General features: G+C 34.7%; 32 protein-coding genes. 15 read left to right on the top strand and 17 right to left on the bottom strand.

The genetic code is table 11. The annotated features are described in order from the left end of the window. Positions 1-6: 6 nt before the first annotated feature. From folE to Q0941_RS07980, 6 genes are all read right to left on the bottom strand, one after another. On the bottom strand, positions 7-561 hold the full coding sequence (gene folE / locus Q0941_RS08005; RefSeq protein ID WP_299292800.1) for a GTP cyclohydrolase I FolE: 555 nt from the start codon (positions 559-561) through the stop codon (positions 7-9). Between the two features lie 61 nt (positions 562-622). Next, a complete protein-coding gene (locus Q0941_RS08000) occupies positions 623-1,336 on the bottom strand; it encodes a 7-carboxy-7-deazaguanine synthase QueE (RefSeq protein ID WP_299292799.1) in 714 nt (237 codons plus the stop codon). A 42-nt stretch (positions 1,337-1,378) separates the two neighbouring features. Then, positions 1,379-1,573: a hypothetical protein gene (locus tag Q0941_RS07995; RefSeq protein WP_299292797.1), complete on the bottom strand. Its 195-nt coding sequence runs from the start codon at positions 1,571-1,573 to the stop codon at positions 1,379-1,381. Between the two features lie 41 nt (positions 1,574-1,614). Then, entirely contained in the window at positions 1,615-2,625 is a 1,011-nt protein-coding gene (locus Q0941_RS07990) for a hypothetical protein (protein WP_299292795.1), read from the bottom strand. After that, positions 2,622-3,656: a MarR family transcriptional regulator gene (locus Q0941_RS07985; protein WP_299292793.1), complete on the bottom strand. Its 1,035-nt coding sequence runs from the start codon at positions 3,654-3,656 to the stop codon at positions 2,622-2,624. The genes Q0941_RS07990 and Q0941_RS07985 overlap by 4 nt, the downstream gene beginning before the upstream one ends. 4 nt (positions 3,657-3,660) lie before the next feature. After that, entirely contained in the window at positions 3,661-3,948 is a 288-nt protein-coding gene (locus tag Q0941_RS07980) for a winged helix-turn-helix domain-containing protein (protein WP_297594131.1), read from the bottom strand. 306 nt (positions 3,949-4,254) lie between these two features. Here Q0941_RS07980 and Q0941_RS07975 point away from each other — a divergent pair, with 306 nt between their 5' ends. Together Q0941_RS07975 and Q0941_RS07970 are read left to right on the top strand one after the other, a co-directional pair. Next, entirely contained in the window at positions 4,255-4,935 is a 681-nt protein-coding gene (locus Q0941_RS07975; protein WP_299292791.1) for a hypothetical protein, read from the top strand. 94 nt (positions 4,936-5,029) lie between these two features. After that, complete coding sequence (locus tag Q0941_RS07970; RefSeq protein WP_299292789.1) at positions 5,030-5,503, top strand: transcriptional regulator; 474 nt, start codon at positions 5,030-5,032, stop codon at positions 5,501-5,503. Between the two features lie 17 nt (positions 5,504-5,520). On the opposite strand, the gene Q0941_RS07965 is transcribed toward Q0941_RS07970, so the two are convergent. After that, positions 5,521-6,165, bottom strand: coding sequence for a hypothetical protein (locus Q0941_RS07965; protein ID WP_299292787.1), 645 nt, complete (start codon positions 6,163-6,165; stop codon positions 5,521-5,523). Between the two features lie 154 nt (positions 6,166-6,319). Between Q0941_RS07965 and Q0941_RS07960 the strand changes: the two genes are divergently transcribed. From Q0941_RS07960 to Q0941_RS07940, 5 genes are all read left to right on the top strand, one after another. Then, positions 6,320-6,871, top strand: a complete 552-nt coding sequence (locus tag Q0941_RS07960) for a hypothetical protein (protein WP_299292785.1) — start codon at positions 6,320-6,322, stop codon at positions 6,869-6,871. A 36-nt stretch (positions 6,872-6,907) separates the two neighbouring features. Next, a complete protein-coding gene (locus Q0941_RS07955) occupies positions 6,908-7,339 on the top strand; it encodes a hypothetical protein (RefSeq protein ID WP_299292783.1) in 432 nt (143 codons plus the stop codon). Between the two features lie 267 nt (positions 7,340-7,606). Beyond that, a complete protein-coding gene (locus Q0941_RS07950) occupies positions 7,607-8,350 on the top strand; it encodes an SDR family NAD(P)-dependent oxidoreductase (RefSeq protein ID WP_299292782.1) in 744 nt (247 codons plus the stop codon). 40 nt (positions 8,351-8,390) lie between these two features. Next, positions 8,391-8,597, top strand: a complete 207-nt coding sequence (locus tag Q0941_RS07945) for a hypothetical protein (protein ID WP_299292780.1) — start codon at positions 8,391-8,393, stop codon at positions 8,595-8,597. Positions 8,598-8,605: 8 nt separating this feature from the next. After that, positions 8,606-9,421, top strand: a complete 816-nt coding sequence (locus tag Q0941_RS07940; protein ID WP_299292778.1) for a 3'(2'),5'-bisphosphate nucleotidase CysQ — start codon at positions 8,606-8,608, stop codon at positions 9,419-9,421. Here Q0941_RS07940 and cysC read toward each other — a convergent pair. Both cysC and Q0941_RS07930 read right to left on the bottom strand, forming a co-directional pair. Beyond that, the gene (cysC, locus tag Q0941_RS07935) at positions 9,413-9,928 is read right to left on the bottom strand and encodes an adenylyl-sulfate kinase (RefSeq protein WP_299292776.1); all 516 of its coding nucleotides are present in this window, start codon (positions 9,926-9,928) and stop codon (positions 9,413-9,415) included. The genes Q0941_RS07940 and cysC overlap by 9 nt on opposite strands. 37 nt (positions 9,929-9,965) lie before the next feature. Further along, on the bottom strand, positions 9,966-10,508 hold the full coding sequence (locus tag Q0941_RS07930; protein WP_299292775.1) for a hemerythrin domain-containing protein: 543 nt from the start codon (positions 10,506-10,508) through the stop codon (positions 9,966-9,968). A gap of 105 nt (positions 10,509-10,613) precedes the next feature. Here Q0941_RS07930 and Q0941_RS07925 point away from each other — a divergent pair, with 105 nt between their 5' ends. After that, the gene (locus Q0941_RS07925) at positions 10,614-12,071 is read left to right on the top strand and encodes a cation:proton antiporter (RefSeq protein WP_367277484.1); all 1,458 of its coding nucleotides are present in this window, start codon (positions 10,614-10,616) and stop codon (positions 12,069-12,071) included. 185 nt (positions 12,072-12,256) lie between these two features. On the opposite strand, the gene Q0941_RS07920 is transcribed toward Q0941_RS07925, so the two are convergent. Further along, the gene (locus Q0941_RS07920) at positions 12,257-13,162 is read right to left on the bottom strand and encodes a TFIIB-type zinc ribbon-containing protein (protein WP_299292771.1); all 906 of its coding nucleotides are present in this window, start codon (positions 13,160-13,162) and stop codon (positions 12,257-12,259) included. Positions 13,163-13,290: 128 nt separating this feature from the next. Here Q0941_RS07920 and Q0941_RS07915 point away from each other — a divergent pair, with 128 nt between their 5' ends. Further along, the gene (locus tag Q0941_RS07915) at positions 13,291-14,241 is read left to right on the top strand and encodes a hypothetical protein (protein ID WP_299292769.1); all 951 of its coding nucleotides are present in this window, start codon (positions 13,291-13,293) and stop codon (positions 14,239-14,241) included. On the opposite strand, the gene Q0941_RS07910 is transcribed toward Q0941_RS07915, so the two are convergent. After that, on the bottom strand, positions 14,238-14,537 hold the full coding sequence (locus Q0941_RS07910) for a hypothetical protein (protein WP_299292767.1): 300 nt from the start codon (positions 14,535-14,537) through the stop codon (positions 14,238-14,240). The genes Q0941_RS07915 and Q0941_RS07910 overlap by 4 nt on opposite strands. A 106-nt stretch (positions 14,538-14,643) precedes the next feature. Between Q0941_RS07910 and Q0941_RS07905 the strand changes: the two genes are divergently transcribed. Beyond that, entirely contained in the window at positions 14,644-14,853 is a 210-nt protein-coding gene (locus Q0941_RS07905; protein ID WP_299292765.1) for a hypothetical protein, read from the top strand. A gap of 39 nt (positions 14,854-14,892) precedes the next feature. Next, the gene (locus tag Q0941_RS07900) at positions 14,893-15,165 is read left to right on the top strand and encodes a hypothetical protein (protein WP_299292763.1); all 273 of its coding nucleotides are present in this window, start codon (positions 14,893-14,895) and stop codon (positions 15,163-15,165) included. Here the strand turns inward: Q0941_RS07900 and Q0941_RS07895 are convergent, their stop codons facing one another. Then, positions 15,166-15,396, bottom strand: a complete 231-nt coding sequence (locus Q0941_RS07895) for a hypothetical protein (RefSeq protein WP_299292761.1) — start codon at positions 15,394-15,396, stop codon at positions 15,166-15,168. A 6-nt stretch (positions 15,397-15,402) separates the two neighbouring features. Further along, positions 15,403-15,783: a fluoride efflux transporter CrcB gene (gene crcB, locus Q0941_RS07890; RefSeq protein WP_299292759.1), complete on the bottom strand. Its 381-nt coding sequence runs from the start codon at positions 15,781-15,783 to the stop codon at positions 15,403-15,405. Between the two features lie 128 nt (positions 15,784-15,911). On the opposite strand from crcB, the gene Q0941_RS07885 reads away from it, so the two are divergent. Beyond that, positions 15,912-16,100 (top strand): hypothetical protein, encoded by a 189-nt coding sequence (locus Q0941_RS07885; RefSeq protein WP_299292757.1) that lies wholly within the window; start codon positions 15,912-15,914, stop codon positions 16,098-16,100. A gap of 177 nt (positions 16,101-16,277) precedes the next feature. Beyond that, positions 16,278-17,198 (top strand): transcription initiation factor TFIIIB, encoded by a 921-nt coding sequence (locus tag Q0941_RS07880; protein WP_299292755.1) that lies wholly within the window; start codon positions 16,278-16,280, stop codon positions 17,196-17,198. A 16-nt stretch (positions 17,199-17,214) separates the two neighbouring features. On the opposite strand, the gene Q0941_RS07875 is transcribed toward Q0941_RS07880, so the two are convergent. The 4 genes from Q0941_RS07875 to hsp20 form a co-directional block, all read right to left on the bottom strand. Continuing rightward, entirely contained in the window at positions 17,215-17,646 is a 432-nt protein-coding gene (locus Q0941_RS07875) for a hypothetical protein (RefSeq protein WP_299292753.1), read from the bottom strand. 77 nt (positions 17,647-17,723) lie between these two features. Then, complete coding sequence (locus Q0941_RS07870; protein WP_299292751.1) at positions 17,724-17,942, bottom strand: hypothetical protein; 219 nt, start codon at positions 17,940-17,942, stop codon at positions 17,724-17,726. A gap of 29 nt (positions 17,943-17,971) precedes the next feature. Next, a complete protein-coding gene (locus tag Q0941_RS07865) occupies positions 17,972-20,113 on the bottom strand; it encodes a CDC48 family AAA ATPase (RefSeq protein ID WP_299292749.1) in 2,142 nt (713 codons plus the stop codon). A gap of 28 nt (positions 20,114-20,141) precedes the next feature. Then, a complete protein-coding gene (hsp20, locus tag Q0941_RS07860) occupies positions 20,142-20,639 on the bottom strand; it encodes an archaeal heat shock protein Hsp20 (RefSeq protein WP_299292747.1) in 498 nt (165 codons plus the stop codon). Positions 20,640-20,743: 104 nt separating this feature from the next. On the opposite strand from hsp20, the gene Q0941_RS07855 reads away from it, so the two are divergent. Together Q0941_RS07855 and Q0941_RS07850 are read left to right on the top strand one after the other, a co-directional pair. Beyond that, a complete protein-coding gene (locus Q0941_RS07855; RefSeq protein WP_299292745.1) occupies positions 20,744-21,409 on the top strand; it encodes an ACT domain-containing protein in 666 nt (221 codons plus the stop codon). A gap of 67 nt (positions 21,410-21,476) precedes the next feature. Beyond that, on the top strand, positions 21,477-22,835 hold the full coding sequence (locus Q0941_RS07850; protein WP_299292743.1) for an NAD(P)/FAD-dependent oxidoreductase: 1,359 nt from the start codon (positions 21,477-21,479) through the stop codon (positions 22,833-22,835). Positions 22,836-22,840: the final 5 nt, after the last annotated feature.

The raw sequence follows: 22,840 nt of genomic DNA, 5'->3' as shown, positions 1-22,840 counted from the left end.
CAGATATCAGTAGGAAGGTTCTGATGTACGCCTAATCATAGCAAGAATGGCAGTCTTTGCAGCATCATTTTGAAAGACTCCTCTAAATGCATTAGAGGTCATTTTAGCATCATTCCTAACACCTCTCATCTGCATACACATATGATTTCCTTCTGCAACAACTGCAACTCCTTTTACACCTTGACTGTAGAGTTCATCAGCAACACTTTTTGTAATGCGTTCTTGGATCTGTAATCGCTTAGAATGTTTTTCTACCAATCTAACTAATTTTGAGACTCCAAATACTCTACCATTAGGCGAATAAGCAATGCTAATTTTTCCATAGAATGGAAGCATATGATGTTCACACATTGAATAGTATTGAATATCACGTACAATGACAGTATCAGAATCTTCAGAAAATTGAACTGATAATTCTGAATCAGAATCGTAGCCACTAAAGATCTCTTTGTACATATTGGCAATACGTTCTGGAGTTCCTTTCAGTCCTTCACGAGTTGGGTCCTCACCAATTTCAATGATTAATTCCCGGACAAGTTTTTTGACTCTTTCATCATCCATGATAATTACACACATTTTTTCTTGTATTTGAACCTAATCAGAATTTTACGCAGGTGCTAAGCTATGGAGCACCGATAAACTTGTGCAATTGAGGAACTACTTTAACGTCAACATAATTTGGATAAACTACATCATACAATTCTAGCAGTAATTCTAGAGAAGGTTCTGAAATTCCATAAGTTGGTTGAATGATAAATCCATCAATATCATCTTTTGATATAGAGTTGAAAATTTGATTTACTAATTCTTTGAAATCATCTACTTTGGTTTTGGAACTTACAACAATTTTGATGTAGGTTGTCTTTTTTGATTTTACTGAAGACTCTAGGCATTTGATTGCATGTCCAATTAATTTTTCATAGTGTTGTGAATCAACAAAATCAGAATCACGTGTTTTGAATTCAATTTTTACAATATCAATAAACGGTAAAACATGATTAAATCTATCAATATCAAAACATGAAGATTCAAGGTAAGTGGGAATTTTTTTAGATTGTACATGTTTTGCAAGTTCTGCTACTGCTTGATGTTGAATTAATGGATCACCTCCAGTAAAATTTACCTTGTAAGTCTGATGTTGTAAGTTTGAATCAATTAGTTTGGTTGCTTCTTCTATGGAATACTCATCTCCAGAATCAAGAGGGAGTGATTCTTTTGTATCACAATAAAAACACGTGAATGGACATCCAGCTAGTCTGACAAAGAGTGTCTTTGTTCCATAAAGAATTCCTTCACCTTCAACTGATGTGAATATCTCAAATAATCTAATTTTCAAGCAATAATTGTAAATTTGTTCATTATTTATTCAATGAGTTTTCTAATGCGTCACAGGTTCTTTGGCATAGACCAAACCTGAAATAAAGAATAAAATTCCTAGAATTCCAATTGCACTTCCTACAAGTTCAACTTGGTTCTGATAAACTCCTTCAACTGGAGCCCATAGCCATGCCATCAATGCACCAACTACTATCATTGGAATTCCTACACCAACAGTAATTGATTTTGATGCCATGCTCAATGCTGTTTAGAAAATGTATATGAAGTTTATGATAACTAGCGTGTTGAATTTTTGATTTCTTTCAATTGATTTGCTAGATCTCTTAATTGCTGATTTGCCTCATCAAATTCTCCATCAGCCAAGAGGTTCTTGATGGATTGAAGAGTGCTTCTTGCGTCCTCTAATAGATCTGTATCTACTCCATCAACTTGTGCTAATCTTGAAATAATTTTCTCAACTTGTAAAACTCTAGATTCAAGTCTATCATTTTTTGTTAATTCAAACTGATCCTTAATGGACATGATTTTTCTTATTTCTTTTACAATTTCAGCAGGATTATCAGCTGATGAGAGATTCTCTTTTGCAGTTTCTAATTTTTCAATGATTTCAGCAGAAACCCCTTGTTTTTTGGCATGTTCAATCAATCTATCAAGTTGCTCAAGATATTTTTGGGCATAATGTTTGGCTCGCTCAGATTCTTGTTGTGAAGCTTTATCACGTAATTCCTTTTTTACTTCGATTACTTCTTGTTTTATCTCATGAAGTGTTTCAAATGCGAGTTGGTATTCGTTTGAGCGAATTTGTTGAATTGCAGTAGTGAATAATCTGTCTAATGTTGAAAAATCAATGGCTGCATCGTGTTTCTTTGCAATATTCTTGAGGCTTTCAACATATGCAAATAATCTCTTTAGATCACTTGTTGGATTTCTTACGTCCGTAGCTGCAGCAGTTGATTCAGCTTGGGATACAGAGTCTGATGCTGAAAGATTTCTTGAAATTTCTTTAAAGACTTTCATTGCTGAAAGGAAATGCTCTTTTGCAGATTCTACATCATCTGCTCGAATTGCTTTTTCCAAAGATTCGACATGATGGACGCCTTGGTTGAACATTCTTTTGATTTTATCAGGAGAGTTTTCAGAAATTTGATTGGAAATTTGATCTTGGGCACGTTTTGCTAGTTTGAGCAAAATTGCTGGATCATCTTGTGCTGAAGCGGAATTTGTAATTCCACCTAAACCAATACTGGCTACAAGCAAGAGTAATGCAAATGTGGTAATAGTTTTCATTCTTCTTCCTCCAATTCTTTTTTCAATTTGACAAGATTTTGCAAGTCTTTCTTTGTGATTTCAATCACGCCCTGTCTTTCTAGTCGTTTTACAGCTCTCCACATTGTAGTTCTTGGTTGAAGGAATTTTTTTCTCAAATCACTTTCAAAAACTTCTCCTCCATTTTCAGAGATAAATTTCACTATTTCTTTATCATCATCGCGCATTTCTGGTCTCATTTTGAAAATTGTTTCAGTGTCAAGACCATCACCAGTTGGTTTTGGTTTAGATACAGTTTCTGTTTGAATTACTGGAGAAGATTTTCCTTGTTTTCTTTTCATAACAAGTACTCCACCTGCAGCAGCTGCTGCCACTCCACCACCAATAATTGCAAGATACTGAAGATCAGTTGATGGTTCTTCAGGGTTTGTAACTGGTGGGTTTGTAACTGGTGGAGAGCTAGTTCCGAAAATATAATTTACTTCAGAAAGACCAGAACCCAATTCCAATTTAGTTTGATCATTTTCAATATCCATATTGGTTGGAAGTGCATTCATTCCAACAATAATAGAGTTAGATGGCATTAACAATGAATAATCAGAAGGAGAATCAAGGGAGAATGTCCAAATTCTTCCCTCTTTAGAAATTAAATCGTGAATATCATAATCAATTGTAATAGAAGAAGAACCAAAAGTATCAATTGTTACTTTGTCATCAATAATTTCACTAGATAACAAAAATCCATTCTCACCAACTGCAACAAAGTTATCAATTGATGGTCCAAAAAGATCTACCTCAAAATCTGGCTCAAGAGGATCCACATCAATCTCAGCTGAAATGTGTGCTGAACCATCAGAGTAAAGAGTAAGATCTAGACTTCGAGTTGATCCGAATGAGGTCTGAAGAGGTACCGTTAAAGCTACAACCATTAAACCAACTACTAAAAGTGGTGCATTAACCATTGTATCGAGGATACCCTCAGTCCTTACAAAAAGCATTCCATCATCTCGAAGAGATTCATTCCTATGCATTGGTACGATTTGTGGAATCATATGCTCAATACCTTAGATTCATGCTCTCCACGAGTCCCTGAAATCTCTTGAACTCCTGGAAAAACTGAAGTCCTTTTTCAGTTATCAAAAAGACTCTATTTCGGTCATTTTTGACGGATTCGACTAAGCCAGCTTCTACCAGTTTCTCACATTTGTCTAGTACTGCATAGTGAGATAGGTTGGCTTTGCGAGAGATTGCAGATACAATGACTCCATTGCGACCACCATCGGCGGTTACATCTAAGATATCACCCATTATGCCCATTTCGGACCTGTATTGTTGTTTTGACATGCAATAGTATACGTTGCTTAGCTTAATGAGGGACATTTTGAAACTTCATAGCGGAACGCAAAGCGGAACACCTGTTTCAGAGCAAAAAAACGGGAAATTTTGCAAAAAAATGATGCGGGGAGAAAAATACCAAAAAAGTTCATGCCTGAAAAAATCATAGAAAAATCCAAAAATTGAGAAAAAATTTTTCAAAATGATTTTTTTGAGAAAAATTGATTGAAAATGGGGAAATTGGAGAATTTTAGTATTTAAGGAACAGAACGATTCCTGACCGTTCCTAAACTATCATTTTTCACTCTCAAAAACATGGTAAAATACCAACCCAGAACTATTGGAGGAATTGCTATTCTTTTGATGCTTGGATTCTCACCACTATCTGTAACATACTCATTTGGTGAAACTGAAATGTTCCAGGCCAAAAACGAACAAGAAAATTCTCAAAGTCAACAAAAAGAGAGGCTTCTAAGGGCAATTCTGACTGAAAAAGTGGTTAATGGAAAGCTAGAGCTCCGACAGTACAGTCTGCCTGATGATATTTATGAGAAGGATATGCAAAGAATGCTATCCTTTGATGGCGAGACATCAGGATGGGCATATGTCAACTACAAGGCTTACCAATCAGGAATTGTCCTTTTTGATGGAAAAGCATCAAAAATTGGGGATAATTTATGGAAAATTTCTTCAAATGGAACGCTAAATCTAGAAGAAAGACAATTTGACCTAAAATTAAGTGGAAAATCCAATGGTTCCCATGTAAAATTACATGGTATAGCCTCAGAAGGCAATCTAAATTACAAAATCATATTTTCCGGGAAATTTGTTGAAACAGAAGATCAGAACATCTATGCTATTTCCATAGTAAATTCTGGTTTGAAAAATGTAGAGACAGGTCAAACCATAAAACTTGAACATATTGGAGAATTAACCATTAATTCAGAAAAATCAAATTCTATCCAAGAATTTAGAAAATCCGTATCGGTGAGATAATCACCTTTTTCTTTATTGACAAAAAATCATTCACAAGGTCAGCTTTGAGATTCATAATAACTTTTTATTCCCATTTTGGAAAGAAAATCATAAAATGTTTGATAAGTTCAAAAAAGAGGAAGAAGGTGGAGAAATGGTAGAAGAGAAAATGGAGAACGAGGAAACACCAGAAACTGTAGAAACAACTTCAACAATTGAAACTGAAAGTGAGATTGGTATTGGAGAGTTGATGGGAAAACGTGCCAAGTTAGAGGAAGCCATTGACTATGTAGGATTAATGATAAAGAATCTCAAAGACAAGAGAACATTACTTGAAAAAGATATTGAGGATGAATCAGTAGATATCAAAAATCTTAAAGAAAAATTACAAAAAGTCAGCGAGTATATTGATGAGGAAAATAGGGGAATTCAAGAGCTAGCAAATAAGAGAAAACAGGTTGAAAATGAGGCCGATGAGGTAGGTTCTATCATTAATGCATTAAGGGACAAACTATCTAGCATCGACAAAGTAATCGATGATGAAGGTAGTAGGGTAAAGCAGGTTAAAGAAACAAGAGAATCTCTTTAGAGATAATTATTTTCTAATTAAAGGAATTTTGCAGTAGTAGATGATTCTTGTGTAGATGTTGGAACTGATGGGAACATCTGACCAGCAGAACTTTCTGCAACTGCTGCTGCCTCTTTGAGAATTGCCTCAGATTCTGCACTTGATGATTCATCAACTCCAAATGCTGCATCTCCGGAGAAACTTTCTGTCATAAAGCCTCCTAGCATTTCTGCCATTTGGCCAATTTCTTGTTCTGCTCCAGGCATTATCTTTCCTAATGAAGATTTGAGATTTTTCATCAAGCCCATTGTTGGCATGATGGCAACTACAGTGTCGCCAAGATCACTGCATGTTGTTAATCTTAATTCAATTTGTTCTAAAGCAATTCTGGCGCTGCTCAGAATTTTGGTAACTTTTCTTACTTCAGCAAGTTCATTTCCTAGAACTTTGCTTGTTTGAGTATCATGTTTTTGAGTGGCTTCGACAATTCTTTGGAATAACTTTGCATCACGATCTTGGAGATTGGTGAGCATTGAATCTAATTTTTTGATTTGTAATTGTAATTTTTTGATAGCTGTTTGAACTCGTGGTTTTAAGGCGCCTTTTGGTTTTAGAGTATCATTAATCTTCTCTCCAATTCCAGGCTGTGGTTGTTTTGACCACTTGCTGTGTAGATTTGCCATCGAGTTTTCTTTTAGAATATGTACTTAATTTCAGGTGTAAAGATTGGTTCACAGTACATAAAAAATGACTAACCTGACCGAGCCTGAAGAACACCAAAAAAGGCTCTAGGAAAGATATCAAAATCTTTTAATGGATTTTTCTAGGCATGAATCTATGAGTGAAAATTTTGGCTTTGAGCTGCCTGATGAATCAAAGGAGTTAACTGACAAAGAGTATGTCAATTTGGTAAACAGAATCAGAGGAAATTTTCTAAGCTATGTTTCAGTTTTAGATTCCACACTTACGCTAATTATCACAGATTTCTTTTTGAGAGACAAAGATGATTTTCCATTATGGGCAAAAACTGTCTTTGATGAAGATCGTACTGCTTCGTTTGGTACAAAGATTGTCTGGTTATCTAGAATCATTAAAAGTCATTCACAATTTCAAAAGGAGATAGATGAAAAAAATAGAGTCCAACTTCAACAAAAATTAAATGAAATCAGAATTATTAGAAATGACTTTGCACATAATTTTGCTCAGAATAAAAAAATAGAATCAGAAAATGTGAAAAACAGAGTAATCATGCTATATGATTTTGAAGAAGGAAAGACTGTTCCAAAACTCTTCAAGATGCAGGAAATAATGGATATGATTAATGATGGATGGGTTTTAGAGCAATTAAACCAGATAGAATTAGTTACAAAGAAAATTAGGGAAAATTAAAATTTATTTTTATAACATAAAACAAATGATTTCTAAATGAATAAAAAAATCATAATCATTCCAATTGTGGTAATTATAGGAATTTTTGTAGGGATCTCATTTGTTGATTCTCCATCAGAAAAAGACGATGTGATTTTTCATGCTACATTGGCTGACCCGGAACTTTATGTCAATGGAGTTTATTCAGAGTCTTTTATGATTGATGCAGGAGATTATTACTTTAGATTTGTACCAAACGGAAGCAGTCCTGAGATTCTTTCAATTTCAATTATAGGAAATAATTTTGAATTTAATGAGAATTTTGAACTACAAAATGAACTGCAACAAACTGGTATTTCAGAATATTATACATGGAGTTATGATGGAGTTGAATTCTTTTCGGTAGCCGAATCAAGTCAAGTGAAAATCACAATCAATCCAAATGGAAATGAGATGGGATCTGTGACGGTAGATATTTTAGAAAATTAAGGAAGGCGCAACCCCCTAACTGCAGAACTTTGAGAGATTTCCTCTCTTTGTCAGAACGTCATTACGTCTGATTGCCTTTTTCGTTCTGCGGGGCTACGCAGGTTTAGTCGATAGGAATTATATCCTTCGGCATTATTTATTATAGGAACTTTAAGTATTTAAGATTTCAGGTAATAAATTATATAATTATAATGAATTTTTTGAAATATTTTATACCTGTATTCCAATTTATGGATCTATAAATTACGAAATCTTAGCTGTAAGCTCATGAAATTATCTGAGAAAGTAGTGGTGGTAACAGGTGGAAGTAGAGGAATAGGATTTGCCATTGCAAAGCTCTTCTCAGAAAATGGTGCCAAAGTTGTAATCACATCACAAGATTCTCAACGATTGGAAAAAGCATCATCTGAAATTCCAAATTCGTTTGGAATAGTTGCAGACATTAGAAAAAAAGAACAGGTCAAAAATGTGATTGATAAAGCAATTGAGAAATTTGGCAAGCTTGACATTCTTGTGAATAATGCAGGAATTTTTCCAAAAATAAAAAGATTACATGAAATAGATGAAGATGAATGGAATGAAGTTCTTGATGTAAATCTTACTGGACAATTCAGATTTACAAAAGAAGCAATTCCTTATTTGCAAAAGACATCTGGTTCAATAATCAATATTTCTTCTGATGCAGGACTAAAGGCATATCAAGGATTTAATGCAGACGCATATTCTGCTTCAAAAGCTGCATTGATTGTTTTAACAAAATGCTGGGCATTAGAATATGCCAAAGATAAGATTAGAGTGAATTGTATTTGTCCTGGAGTTGTAGATACTGATATGACAAAACCATTTATGAAAACAGAAAAAGATATTGAGTTTATGAATAACGAGCATCCTATAGGTAGAATTGGGCAGCCAGTAGAAGTTGGAAATGCAGCATTATACTTTGCATCAGATGAATCATCTTGGACTACAGGTGCCGTTTTGACAGTTGATGGGGGAGAATCTATTAAATGAATTCACAGGGATTTAATACAGCTATGGAGGAGAAAGAATAGTGAAAGATAGAAAAGCCAAAGCAAAATTAATTATTCTATTAGGAATTATTTGGATAATCGTTACACTACCACTGCCATGGATTGTAAATAATCCAGAAGTATCAGAATCTCAGTTTAACACAATCTTAGGAATTATCGGAATAATGTCAATTCCATTTATTATGCTAGGTATTGTTTGGACACTAAAACCTGAACTGACAACATAGATGGAAAAATGATAGGTATTCCCATCTCAAATAAAATTCCCGAGTTGGATGTAGCTTTGGAGGCTGCAAATGAGGCTGGAAATGCAATTTTAGAGATCTATCAGGGCGAATTCACAGAATCAACAAAACAAGATGAATCGCCCATAACAGAGGCAGATTTGAAAAGTAATGAAATTATTAAAAAATATCTTTCTAAAACAAGTCATCATATTTTATCTGAAGAAGATAAGGATGATCTTGGAAGACTATCAAAAGAAACAATTTGGATAGTTGATCCATTAGATGGAACATCTGATTTTATCGATAAAACTGGAGAATTTACTGTAATGATTGCTCTAGTGAAAAACAAAAAACCTGTACTTGGGGTAATAGCTTGGCCAACTGAAAAAAACTTTTTTGTTGCGCAAAAGGGAGAAGGTGCTTTTAGATTTGCAAATGATCAATGGAATAAGATTTCAGTTACATCAACATCAGACTTGCCAAAATGTAGAACTGTAGGTTCAAGACATCACTTGTCTGATAAAGAAAAATCATTTATCAAGAAATTAGGAATTGAAGATTTTACAAGCATTGGAAGTTCATTAAAGGTTGGAAAAATTAGTTCGGGAGAAGCTGAAGCATACATTACAACTACAAACAAAATGAAAGAATGGGATACTGCAGCTTCTTATTGTATTGTAGCTGAAGCAGGAGGAAAAATGACTGACATGTTAGGAAATGAAATTGTTTACAATCAGGAAGATGTCTATCATCAAAATGGAATTCTTGTCACCAACGGAATAATTCATAATAAAATAGTTGAAGAGTTTAAAAAATTAGAGTAGGTTTCTTCCTTTAAGAAAGTCCTTTACTTTATTTGCGCTATCAGAAAGGGGTTCATGTTCTGTGTCAACAATTAGATCAGCTTTTTCAGGAGCTTCATAAGGATCGTCAATTCCTGTAAATCCTTTGATTTCCCCTTTTCTAGCCTTGGCATACATGCCTTTGACATCTCGTTCTTCACATTTTTCTAATGAACACTTTACATAGCATTCTGCAAATTGATCACCTGCATCAACAATTTGTCTTGCATTTTCTCGATTTTCAAGATATGGAGAAACAAGAGATACTGCACTTGGAACTCCGTGTTTTAGCAAAAGTTTTGCTAGATGAGCGACTTTTTTGTTATGCTCATCTCTACCTGCTTTTGAAAAATCTTTTGGAGAAAACCATTCTCTGAGTTCGTCTCCATCAAGCATTGCCAAATTTGGTATATCTTTTTGCAGATCTTTTACGATGGTAGTCTTACCTGAACAAGGAAGACCAGTCATCCAAAGAACAAAAGGTTTCATGATTAAATTTTTCAAATATTCCAATAAAGAGGTTACGTTAATTTTTGAACCAGATGCTATTCTCTAAAGTTTCAATTTCTTTAATCATGTCTTCTAATTTTTTTGAAATTGTCATTACGGATTTGAATTGCTCATACATGTCCATCTCTTCTTCTTTGGAAATTACTTCAGCTTCGGCTTTATCAAAAAAGTCTTCTTCCTTTGACATGTGATCTTGGAGATAAATGTAGTAAGTTTTTAGATACCTTGCAACAGGTTCTCTTGCATCCTCACCATCTTTCCATCGCTTGAGGTGTTTTTTTATTTGAATTGCAATTCTCCGTGAAAATTCATGTTCGATTAGCAAACCTCGAATCTCTTGTTTTAGGTGATCATAGCTTGCAACACATGGAAAATACGAATCTTCCTCACGTGAATAGTGGATAGAGTCTAGGAATTCTTCAATGATTACAGTGATTTTGTCAATATCAGATAAGGGAATGTCTTTACCTGCTTGAAGATCTGTATAGCACTTTAAAATCACTTTTTCTAGTCGCCTAATTTGTTTATGATCTTCACGTAAAGCATCAGTTGCACTCAAGCATCAGAGATTAGAGCGTGGTAGATTTAATGTGTATCTCAGAATAATTAGAGCCTAAAATTTCGAGTTTAATTTTTAACCATATGAAACCACGTTCAGACAATAATGAATCCAGTGGTTTTTTCAATTTTGAGTCTTATCAGAGGGCAAACCGGAGAAACAATTCCAATTTCAAATTTTGATACAACAATGATATTAGAAAAATTTTCTGACTTTCAAAATTCGTTGGGAACACTTTCATTTCAAGATGGAGTAGTTGCACCTGCACATGTAATATTACTTGCAGCAGGTGTTGTAATTTTTCTTGGAGTTGCAGGAGAAGCATTTTTCAAAAAAACTGGAATTCCAGATGTAGCTTTTTTGATGGTTTTAGGAGTAATTATTGGTCCAGTATTAGGATTAATTCAAGCTGAAGCTGTAATTGCAGTTGTACCATACTTTGCAGCACTTGCATTAATTATCATCATGTTTGATGGTGGACTGAATTTAGATATCAAACATGTTGTAAAAACTGCGCATTTTTCTGTCACATTAGCAATTCTGGGATTCATTTTGTCAGTAGTAATAATCTCACTTGCGGCGCATTATGCATTAGGATGGCTTTGGTTAGAAAGTATTCTATTAGCATCAATTGTTGGAGGAAGTAGTTCAGCTATAGTATTTGGTCTTGTAAGAAACATCAAAATTTCTGAAGAAACCAAATCAATGCTAAGTTTTGAATCTGCATTAACAGATATCCTGGCTACAATAGTAGCGTTCATTTTGTTTGAGGCAGTAATGGCTGGAACATTTGATCTAAACACATTGCAAGAAACTATTGGAAGAGCTGTAGTTGTTGGTCTTGTTTTGGGATTTGGTGTTGGAATTCCATGGATGTATGTTTCAACAAAACTTGGAAATGCTCAACATGCCTACATGCTTACGCTTGGAATACTGTTTGTGTTATTCTTCTTGGCAAATTCATTTGGAGAATCAGGAGCCTTGACTGCACTTGTATTTGGATTAATGTTAGGGAACAAGAGTCATCTTTCGCGAATTCTCAAATTCAAGCTTCCAAGAATTGAAACGGATGATCCAACACACAATCAACTTACATTTTTGGTAAGATCATTTTTCTTCGTATTTGTAGGATTGATGGCAAGCTTTGGACAAATAGAATACATTATCTTTGGAATTCTGATAACAGTTGCAGTATACTTTGGAAGAATGTTTGTTGGAAAGGTTACTCTGACAAAGAGATTCTCTCGGCTTGATAGAGCAGTTACAAATTCAATGATACCAAGAGGATTAGCGGCAGCTGTTCTTGCAACTTATCCAATAACAATGGGATTGCCAAATGCTGAAGCTTATCCGCAGATTATTTTCTTCATTATCTTATCATCAGTGATTATTACAACAATAGGTCTTGGAAGATCCAAGAATATTCCGCCACCTGAATCAACTGAAGGAGGATTTGTAAAACCGCCACCTGAAGAACCAAAAGAAGATTCTGGCGAACAACATGAAATTGCAGATGAAACTTCAGATGGTGGATTTGTTACAAAAAAATCATCAAATGAATAGATGAACAACTTATCAATTCTACGCGGGCCTTATATGCAAAATTTCATTTCTAGAAATATGGAAAATATTTCTAATCAAAAACTATCTTGGGAAGATATTCAAGGCCTAAGCTGGATGATAGAAGAATCTAGTTTTAAAATTAATGAAAAAGTTTCTACTTACGCATGTGCGTAAGAAGGATTTTTTTAAAGATCTAAAGAGTCTTTGAGGCCCTTGTACCTATTTCTGATAGTAACTTCAGTTACATTTGCAGCTTCGGCAATATCTCGTTGAGTTTTATCCTCGCCATTTTTTACACAAGACAAATACAAAGCAGCAGCAGCCAACCCCATTGGGTCTTTTCCTGCTGAAACTTCATTTTCTTGAGCCTGTTTTAGAACTTTGACTGCATATCTCTTTGTTTTTTCGGCAATTCCAATTCTGCTTGCAATTCTTGCAACACATTGAATTGAATCAGTAACTGGCATCTTCAAATCAAGTTCTTTGACCAATAATCTGTAACATCTTGCAATATCTTTTCTTTTGATGTTAGCTGCTTGTTCTACATCTTTGAGGTTTCTTGGAGTTTCAGTATCTCTGCATGCAGCATACAATGCTGATGCCATAAGAGCTGAAATTGAACGACCTCTTACAAGACCTTTGTCAAGTGCCTTTCTGTAAATGTAAGCTGCTTTTTCAATAACTGCATCTGAAATTGCTAGTTTGTCTTTTAGTCTGTTTAATTCGCTAAATGCTTGTCTAAAGTTTCTATCAACTGGTTCGTGAACTTGACTTCTACTATCCCATGTTCTGAGTCTTTCAATAGTACTTTTCATTGATGCAGTTAGTGGTCTGCCAGATGCATCCTTGTTTACAGGATTGATAATTGTTGCAAGACCCATGTCATGCATTGTCAATGATGTAGGAGCTCCTGCTCTTGCACGATCCCCGTGTTCATCTTGTGTAAATGATCTCCATTCCGGTCCAGATTCTTGTAATTTTTCAGTCATTACAAAACCACATTTGGAGCAGAACATTTCTCCTGATTCATTATCAGTAACTAATTTTCCCTGTGCACATCTTGGGCACAATTCTTTTGTTTTACTTACCATGATTCTTTCTGGAATCCTGCGTTGCTTGGTATTTATGAATCAACAACTTTTTTTCGTATCAATTTTGTCCGATCTGAGCCTGATAATAACACAGAATAATCATTATGATGTATTTTATGGTTAGAGGCATGAAGCAGATTTGGATTATACCAATTGTTCTAGGATTATTCGCATTACTTCCAAGTGTACATGCTGAAACCATAACTCAAAACTTTGAAGGTGGAATGGATGTTGAAATTACATATCCAGACGATATTGTTAAGGGTAGAGAAGGAATAATTTCCATTCTAGTACAAAACAACGGATGGGAAGACAAGCAAGATATCGTTTTTGACTTTACATTCTCTGAAACCTCTGAATTCATTGTAGAACCAGCAGATCCTATCGTAATTAAGAGACTAGCACAAGGAGGATCGTTTGGAGAAAATATCAAAGTGCAAATTCCAGATTCAACAAATGAAGGAAAACATTTTCTGAATTTGAAATATTCTCAAAGTCTAATTGCTAACAACGAAACTCCACAACCTGCAACATTTCATGATATTGCAATTCCAATTTTGATTAAAGAAGATCCAGGAGTAACCATTTACACAAAAACTCCAGAATCAATTTTTACAAATGCTGAATTTCCAATTGAAGTTGAAGTTATTTCCCAAGATATTGACATTACAAATGTAAACATAAAGATAATTCCACCAGCAGACATTGAATTTAGAGGAGAAACATCTCACACTTTTTCAAAAATTGAAAAAAATATACCTGTAGCATTTACATCAAGAATCATCACACCTTCTGAAGAAGTAAATACAGAATACAAGCTTCCTTTTGAGATAATTGTAGAATATACTGATGATGTTGGAGAAGAAAAAACTGATGCTCAAACAGTTTCAGTAGTACTAAGACCTAGAACATTCATGGAATTAACTACAGATGGAGGAATTTGGGTTGGAGACTTTTTCATTGCACCATATGTAAGTCTTGGAACAATAATTGGAATTCCTGCAGGCACATTATTTTCACTATTAATCAGAAAAAAGCAAAATTCAAGCAAAAAACGTAAACGAAAGAAAAAAGTCTAGGATTCCAATTTTTTCTTTATAGCATCTACGTATTTACCACTAAAGTCATTGTATAGTTGAATTTTGTTTTGTGCAAGTGCCATTGCTCCTGGTCTGCTGTTAATATGGGAATCAAAGTCGTTTTGTTGTTCTAAGAGTTTTTCTAGATTTTCCTTTGGAATAGATTCAAGTTGAGATAACAAATTTTCTAATTCTTTTTCTAATCGTTCTTTAGTTTCAGGAATTGCAGGTGGATCTGCACCAATAATCTCTTTGGTTGTAATTTCACCGAATACTTTTTTGTCTAATTCAAGCAATATTAGAAATCAAAAAGTTCGATTATAAATTCAATTTTATTTTAATCTGAAAAAGTGAGTGCAGTGCAATCAAACGTTTTATCTTTTGATAATTGTTCACTGTACCATGGCTTATTGTATAGGAAAATGTACTCAATACAAAGCACAAAAACCAACAGAAATTGGAAGATATGCAGCAGGACAAAAAAGATGCAATTATTGTGAAATTTTTGTAGATTTTGATGGGATTTCATGTCCATGTTGTAATCGACAGTTAAGGTGTCTTCCTAGAAGTAGAAAAGGAAAAGAAAAGTATCTAGAGCAAATTGCTAGATAGAGTATGATCTACTTATAAGAAATCACTACAAATAAGATCATGGCAATTCCTGTTGAAGTTGAAGAATTTGTTGAAAAGCATATCAAACTAATGATTTCTCAAACTGAAACCTATTTGCCATTTATCAAAGTCGCATTTCCATACTCAAATAATGTTGCTGACGGTGTATACAATTTGATAATTGGTAGTGCACTATCTGTATTTGTAAATCAGTTTGCAATGAGAATGAAATATCCAACTGCAGAAGATTTTGCAGATTTTGGAAAAATTGCTCTCAAATACAGAGATCAAGTTGATCAATTCTTCAAATAATTAAGCTAGCTCACCTAGAAAGTGAACAGTGTCATTTGCAACTACTACAGTTCTATCCTTTGGAACATGGTATAGTTTTTTGGAACCATTTGCAGTTTGAATAATAATTTTTGAAAAAGGATCTTTTAGTGATTTATACAAAATTCCTTTATCTCCTACTGATTGTGACCAATGTGTTCCTTGAACAAGGGAAATTGTTTGAAACTTTATGACTTGATAAGAGTATACCATTTCTAACTAATTATTAACAATGGCACTCATTAAGGATTTTCCTCCTATCAACGCACCAATAGACAATCCAACATTTGCAAGAATATTGATTGCCAAAGTTCCATACTGACTGTTTTCAAGAAGATTTGTTGAATCCAACGCAAAGGCAGACATTGTAGTTAGAGATCCGCAAAAACCAACTGCAGCAAACAAAGAGTATCTACTATCAAAATTCCATTGTTGTGACATTACAACAAATGCACCAAGAATAAAGGAGCCAATTACATTTACTATCAGAACATTGACAGGTAATGTGTTAAAGAGTAATGGAGATTCGGTTATTTTGTATCTTAGAAAAGCTCCAAACACAGAGCCACCTGCTAGAAATACAAACTCTAGACCCTTCATCTAATAATTTAGAAAATTCCTGATTATTTGTGCTATTTGGGGCCAATTTAGGCTCAAAAAGCTCAATGAAATTTATGCTGAAAAGAAGGTACATGATTTTTATATCTTTGATTTTTTGTCCATGCCAGATGACCCTCAAAATCAAAGTCAGCGACTATGGATTTGAAGATGATCTCGAAATTACCGGAGAAGCAGACGAAGTAATTGAGAAATTCAGATCTCACATGGAAGAAGAACATGGAATTGACTACTCAAAAGAAGCAGTAATCCAGATGTTTACAAATCGTGGACATTCATTAGAATCAATGAAACAATAATTTTTTAACAATTGTTATTTTTATTTTTAACATTTAATACAATGTGTATTGTACTAGTTTCAGAAAATATATTTTTCATAAAATAATAGGAATTTTTTGTTTGCAAACTTGAAAACTGATTACAAAATTGCCTGAACCAAATTATTTTTATTTTTTAATTGCCTATAGTAGTTAATAGTGGTAGAGAATATTTCTAGTGATTATGATGTCAAGTGTGAAACACATGCTTGCAAAACCTACCCCGCAATTACTGATTCTGAACGAGGAGAAATTTTTTGTGGGGGATGCGGTCTTATTCTAGTGCAAAACATGCTTGACACATCATCTGAAAACAACGGTTACACTCAAGAAGACTTTATGAAGCTAGCAAGAACAGGTCCCGGAATATCATTGACAATGCATGATAAGGGATTGTCAACTGTTATTGGAGCTAATAGAGATTCTTCAGGAAATGCATTACCAAGTAAAACAAAATATGAATTCAACAGACTAAGAACTTGGGATCAAAGAAGTAAATCAAGAAAAACTGCAACACTAAGCAAGGCATTCACGCTACTACACGGAATGAAAACTAAACTTGGAATTCCTGATAATGTAGTTGAAAATGCAGCCTATATTTACAGAAAAATTGCTAGTGCTAGGCTCACAAGAGGCAGAACAATGGCATCATTGGTGTCAGCCTCATTGTATGCTGCATGCAGAGAAAATAACATCCCAAGAACTTTGGATGATATTGCAAGTGCAGGTAATATAGAGAGAAGAATACTTTCTAGAGATTTGAGAACCATAATCAAAAAGCTAGGATTGAATCTTAACCAATACGATACTGCATCGTTTATCTCAAAAATTTCAAACAACATGAATCTCAAAGAAAAAACAAAGCGAGATGCATTTGAGATTCTAAGAAAATGTGAAAATAAAGAGATCACTGCAGGAAAGCATCCTGTAGCACAAGCTGCTGCATCCTTGTACATTTCATGTGTACTAAATGGTGAGAAAATCAGTCAAAAGAGATTTGCAGTAGAATCTGGAGTAAGCGATGTTACAATTAGAAACAGAGCAGTATTGATTAAGAAAACCCTAAAGCTTGATGAGTGAAAATTCCAAGATCATCCTACATGCTAAATGTAGGATTGAAAATTTTTTCAAATAAGATATCTTTTAGTTTATTTGTCAAATCCATAATTACTCGAATTTGTTCCATTATGACTGCGTTTAATCCACCAATAGTATCATTTAGTTCAGTTATCTCTGATTGCAGTCTAGACTTGTCTTTTTTTAGAGAAGAGATCTCACCTTGGAGATTTGTGTTTTTTTGTTGTAGTTTTTCGTTTTCTTCAGTTAGACGTTTAATTTTTTCAGATTCGGTTTCTCCTGGAAAGGGATCTGGTGTTGGTTCTGGATCAGGCATTTTGATTGGTTCAGGTTCTGGTGATGGTCCAGGAATTGCAGGAGGTTCTGGTTCTTGTTCTGCTTCAATTGCAAAAGATGATGGCAAGCCAACTAGAGAAATTAAAAACACTGTAAAGATTAGAGAAATTTTCATTTACTAATTCACGATATAATTTAGAACAATTTTGTATTTGAATATGATTATTGATTACTAAGAAGGAAAAGGAGGAATTACTGATAAAAATCAGGTTCTTGGTCTTTTTTTTGCTTTGGAAGATCTTCCATTACAGCTTGTAGTACCTCAGTGTGATTGTAGGTAAGATGTCTGAGAAACTTTGCAGATTCGTCTGCTCTTGTTTTCTCATCTGCAAACAACATTTCAGGACTACTTAATGCTGCCATCATTTCTTTACATTCAGCACATGGTTCAAAGTCCAGATAGAGTTTCATGTTTTGCATCATCATCTTCAGTATTTAGACTATTTTATGGAATGAGTGAGTGGAGCCTCTTTTTGTCGAGGCTTTACCTTGTCCACTGCATCAACAAGATCCTGCTGCGTGATCTTGATGTCTTTGATGTTTTGGGATTTTCCACCAACGTATCTCTTTAGTGCAGATGTTGCAGCTCGATTTGCTACTGCAGCAATTTCAGCACCACTGAATCCAGATGTCAACTCTACAATCTTGTCAATCTTGACATCACTTGAGAGAGGCTTCTTTTTGGTATGGATTTCAAAGATGTGTTTTCTACCTTTTTGATCAGGATTAGGAACTTCTATGACTCTATCAAATCTACCTGGTCGCAAAAGTGCTTCATCTACAATATCCAATCTATTGGTGGCACCAATTATCAACACATTGTGGAGTTCTTCTAACCCATCAATCTCAGTTAGGATTTGAGATACCACGTTTTCAGTAACATGTGAATTAGAACCTCCACTTCCACGTCTTGGAACAAGTGCATCTACTTCATCTAAGAAGATGATACATGGTGCAGCTTGTCTGGCTTTTCTAAAAATTTCTCTGACTCCTTTTTCAGATTCTCCTACCCACTTTGAAAGTAGTTCAGGACCCTTTATGCTGATAAAGTTTGACTCTGTCATCTTTGCAAGTGCTTTTGCAATCAAAGTCTTACCTGTTCCAGGTGGACCATGCAATAAGATTCCCTTTGGGGTTTCTACATCAACATAATCAAATGCTTCTTTGTGTTTGATTGGCCATTCAACTGCCTCTTTGAGTTCCTCTTTGAGGGATTCAAGACCACCAACATCATCCCAACTAATGTTAGGAATCTGAACTTGTACTTCTCGTAATGCACTTGGTCGGACTTCTTTTAATGCATCTCTAAAGTCTTCACTTGTGATCTGAATCTTTTGAAGAACTTCAGCTGAGATTTTGTCCTCATCAAGATCAATTTCTGGTAAGATTCTTCTCAAAGAACGCATTGCAGCTTCCTTTGATAATACCTCAAGATCTGCTCCAACAAAACCATGTGTTGTTTTTGAGATTTGCTCAAGATCTACTTTTTCATCAATTGGCATTCCTCTTGTATGAATTGAAAGAATTTCGGATCTTCCATAATCATCAGGAATTCCAATTTCAATTTCTCTATCAAATCTTCCTGGTCTTCGAAGTGCCGGGTCAATTGAATCAGGTCTGTTTGTTGCAGCAATTACAACAACCTTTCCACGAGATTTCATTCCATCTAATAGGGTCAAAAGTTGCGAGACAATTCTCTTTTCAACTTCACCTGATACTTCATCTCGTTTTGGAGCAATCGAGTCAATCTCATCAATGAAGATTATGCTTGGGGAGTTTTCTTCAGCTTGAGTAAAGATTTCTCTGATTCTCTCTTCGCTTTCTCCATAATATTTGCCCATAATTTCTGGACCAGAAAGTGAGATAAAATGCGCATTAGTTTCTCCTGCAACTGCTTTTGCAAGCAGAGTCTTTCCCGTGCCTGGAGGACCATAAAGTAGGACACCTTTTGGTGCTTCCACGCCTATTTTCTCGAACAATTCAGGATGTCTCATTGGTAATTCAACCATCTCACGAATCTTTTGAACTTCGTTTTTGAGACCGCCCAATTCGTCATATGTTACCCTTGGAACAGAAGCATCAACTGCCTTTGTCATATTTCCAAGTTTGAAGACTGTCGTTTCTGTAACAATTACTGGCTTTGCTGGTTTGGTACTAGTTACAATAAACTGAACCCTTCCTCCCATTTGGGTATTCAATGAAACAGAATCGCCTGTTGTAAACACATGATTCAGATAGTTGTAGCTCATGTATTCTTGTAGTCCTTCAGCTGCAATTTTTTCAGTTGGTGACAAAACGATTTGTTCTGCGTTTACTGCTTCAACTGATTTTATTGATACTTTGTCTCCGATACCGGCGCCAATATTTTGTCTTGTAATTCCATCAATTTTGATAATTCCAGAGCCATATTCTTCTGGACTACCTGGCCAAAGTTTTACATGAGTTTTTTTGTTGTAAGTTAATTCTATAATTTGTCCAGTATTCCATTTTTGATCCTCAATAATTTTTGGATCAATAATTGCTCTTCCTCTACCAACGTGTTGTTGTGGAATTTCTTCAATTTTTAAAATTATTTCGCTCATCATTTCACCTCAAAAAAATATGTGGGGTTTATTCAACCTCCACTGTTTTGCCGGTAGGTTTGTCTTCTACTAAATCGAAGACAAGTTGTAGAATTCCATTTTTGTAAGAAGCCTTTGCAGAGTTCTCATCAACTTTGTGTTTTAGAGGAACTTTTGCATGATACTTTTTCTCTCCATGTTCGGCAGAAACATCTACAACTTTATTGTCGACAACAATTTTGACATCAGTTTTCTCAACTCCTGGCATCTCAGCTATGAGTTTTACAACCTTTTCTTTTTCATCAACAATTGTATCAACAACTGGTTCTCTTGTGTCAGAGTTTGGCAAAAGGCCTGGTTTGACATTTCCGTACTCTTTCACTACAGGTTTTCCATCAGGACCCACAGTCATTGTGTAACCGTAACAATAAGGTCCAGAACCGGAATCCTTTCCTTTGAATTCTTCAAAGATGTCGTCTATATTGAAAAAAGAGTTTGACATTCTTTTGAAAATTCTATCAAATTCACTATCAAAGAACATTGTCATATTCACCTATCTAATGTAATATCTATGACATTATATAAAGATTATTGTAATTTCTTTGATTTCTTACATAATGCTATTATAACTGACATAATATAATAATCTTGATGAGGGTTTCTAGCGTATCTGTGCCTGAGGTTGTTCGAGAAATTATCACTCGAAATCGTTCAATTTATGATTGTATGAAGATGGATTTGATCAATTACACTGCTCTGGCAGTAAAGATTCAACCGGAAATTGAAAAAATTCTAGGAAACTCTGTTAATCTCAATACCATAGTTGTTGCAATCAAACGCTATGCAGACAGTTTTGAAGTCAAAGAAGAAGTCAAAGAAGAACCAGTTTTGAAAAATGCTAGATTGGCATTAACTGATGGAATTATGGATATCAAGTTTTCAGTAAAGGATTCAAATGAAATGGATCCAATGGCAATTTTGGACAAGTTCTCAAAGATTACTAACAACTATGAATTTTTCAGGGTATCAGATTCCTTTAGGTTCCTTGCAGAGGACATGGATGACATTAGACAGATTTTCAATAATGTCTCAAATCGCGATGAAATGTTCAATACGGGACTTGCAAAAATTAGAATCTCAATTCCATCATCTCAGAATCAGTCAGATGTTGTATCCTATGTTGCTGAAGTACTTCACGCAAATGGTATTGAATTGGTTAATGCATTTTTCAGCCAGGAAAATATCGTAATTATTCTAAATGAAAGAGATGCCTCTAGAGCATATGATATCTTACATTCAGATATTATGAGAGCGTAATACTAGAGAATTTTTCTGGATATTGTTCTTATAGCATATATTCACCCGTTTTGTTGGTAGAACACGATTGGCACGAAACAAGAAAAAAATTGTAATTTTAGGTGGGGGATTTGCCGGAGTAGAATGTGCCAGACAATTAGAGACAAAGTTTGCAAATAATCCAGAAATTGAACTGGTAATGGTAAGTGAGGATAATTTCTTGCTGTTTACACCAATGCTGCCCCAAGTGGCATCAGGAATGATTGAAACAAGACACATTGTTTTGCCAATTAGGGCAATTTGTCATAATACAAAATTTTACGAAGGAAGAATCAAAAACATTGATCCTCATGGAAAATTGGTAAATCTGTGGGGTACTGGGGACAAACGTAGTATTTCAATTCATTATGATTTTCTTGTAGTTGCATTGGGAAGTGAAACCAATTTCTTTGGAATGGCCGATGTTGAGAAAAATGCCTACACTATGAAGACACTCAATGATGCAGTCATGCTTAGGAATAGGGTAATTGATATGCTAGAACAGGCAGAAAATGAGACAAATCCTATTTTGAGAAAGAGTTTTCTTAATTTTGTAGTAGTAGGAGGAGGTTTTGCAGGAATTGAAACTGCTGGAGAATTAATGGACTTGTTACTTGATGCAAGAAAGCATTATCCAACAATTCTTGAAGAAGATCTCAAAGTTGTTGTACTAGAAGCACTACCAATGATTTTGCCAGGATTTAATGAAAAACTAGCTGAATTTGCAAAAGACAAGATGACAGAAAGAGGAATTGACATTAGACTAAAGACAGCAGTTACTAGTTTTGATGGAAATGAAGTTACTACAAAATCACTTGATGAGACTCCTAGTGATCCTGTGGATGATTCGGTAGTTGATTCTATTAGGACAAAGACATTGGTTTGGACTGCTGGTGTAACTCCAGTTAATACAATCAAAAGATCAATGTTCAAAACTGACAAAGGAAAGATGGTAGTAAATGAATATCTTGAAGTTCCAGAATTTCCAGGAGTCTTTGCAATTGGAGATTGTGCATTATTCATAGATCCTGAAACTCAGAGACCATATGCACCAACTGCACAAATTGCTGAAGCTCAAGCAAAGACTGCTGCAAATAATTTGGCTGCATTAATTGAGAGTTCACAAAAAGAGGAATTTGAATATCATTCAAAGGGTCAGATGGCAATTATTGGAAAAAGAACTGGAATTGCCACATTTTTAGGCATGAATATTTCAGGATTTTGGGCTTGGTTGATTTGGAGAAATGTCTATCTTTCAAAGATGGCAACATTAGAAAAGAAAACTAGAGTTTTTCTTGATTGGACAATTGATCTGTTCTTTGATAGAGATATTTCAAGATTGAAGTTGATGAAGAAAGAAGAAGAGAAAGAATACAAAGTTCTTGATGAAGTAGATGATGTTTGGTAAATTAG

This window comes from Candidatus Nitrosopumilus sp., assembly GCF_028278985.1.
Classification (GTDB): domain Archaea; phylum Thermoproteota; class Nitrososphaeria; order Nitrososphaerales; family Nitrosopumilaceae; genus Nitrosopumilus.
The sequence above is the reverse complement of the archived record's forward strand: the minus strand, read 5'-3'. Positions and strand labels throughout refer to the sequence as shown.